General features: G+C 46.4%; 1 protein-coding gene. It reads right to left on the reverse strand.

What is annotated here, in order from left to right; translation table 11 throughout:
* Window positions 1–130: 130 nt before the first annotated feature.
* Window positions 131–553, reverse strand: a complete 423-nt coding sequence (locus F6K53_RS44310) for an ISAs1 family transposase (protein ID WP_293087268.1) — start codon at window positions 551–553, stop codon at window positions 131–133.
* Window positions 554–1,151 lie beyond the last annotated feature (598 nt).

Raw genomic sequence — 1,151 nt, forward strand, 5'->3', positions numbered from 1 at the left:
CTTATAAACTACCTGATATTCATGAAGTAAATAGTTTTTTAAGTCTGATAATCTCAGATAGTCTTTTTCTTTAAGCCACTGAATTATTTTAACTTTATCTTCGGGTTTTAAGTAACTTATTCTTCCAGGGCTATTTCATTCTAAAAATGCGCTTGAGTGTGTCTAGTCCAAATTGGCAGTATCGCTGTGCTTGAGCCATATTGGAGAAGCCATTGGAGCGATAGATATTCAGCGCAAAATTACGAGCAACTGCAAAGATTTGAGGTAACTGATGCATGCGAATGCGAGAAGCATCTTCTTCCTGAGTGACATCTCGCACATAATGGACTTTGTTTTCTACCCCCCAATACCCCCGAATACGTTGGGCAAAGGATTCCGCAGACTCGATGAAAGAAGCCACATAGTAGCGTGTTTCGGTTTCCAGCTGGTGTTGTTTCCCCTTTTTGAATTGTCGAACACTCTCCACTCGGATTAGTGTTTTTAGCCCTGGCCAGGGCAAGATGTGTTCGAGTTGTGTGCAGATGCGTGCCGGAGCGCTTTTCGATGCGTCCATGGCCAATACTTACTTCAGTATGACTTTGTTGAGGAACAAAGTGGGCTTTGACGATGCCTGAATAGGTTGCCCTGATTGCCTTTAAGGGCACCTAGGTAGTGATTTTCACTCCTCTTTGATCAACTGAGCCGTTTTTTTTGAGTGCTAATCGCATCAAAGGCGAACACCACACCCTTGACAGCCAGTTGTGTAATAAACTCGCGGTTTGGCTTTGACGCACGTTTGTTTTGCTATCCACCTGATCGGGTTCGAGCAATCTTACCCCGCTCAACCAGATAAGCACGTTCCCAGCATAATCGCTCGGTGAGGTGGAGAACCAGGATTATCACCAAGAACGTTGGTATGAGCCCCGTAAGACAAAACCATCTACAGCTAAGGTTTCTCAAGGGCTTGGGTTCAATGCCAAAGAAGCGAGCCAGAGCTGCAGAGTACTGGTGGTAATCTAGGGTGACCAGGACACGGCGAATCGTGCTGTAGGAAGGAATCCTACCCTTCGGGGGCTTGAATAGCGGGGGGCAATTCGTCTCGATAGCTGTTGAGCCAGTCCCCAATGGCTAGAAAACCTCGGTTTCCAGCTGCAATGGCCAAGGTAAACAGG

It is taken from the genome of Moorena sp. SIO4A1 (assembly GCF_010672065.1).
Taxonomy (GTDB): Bacteria; Cyanobacteriota; Cyanobacteriia; order Cyanobacteriales; family Coleofasciculaceae; genus Moorena.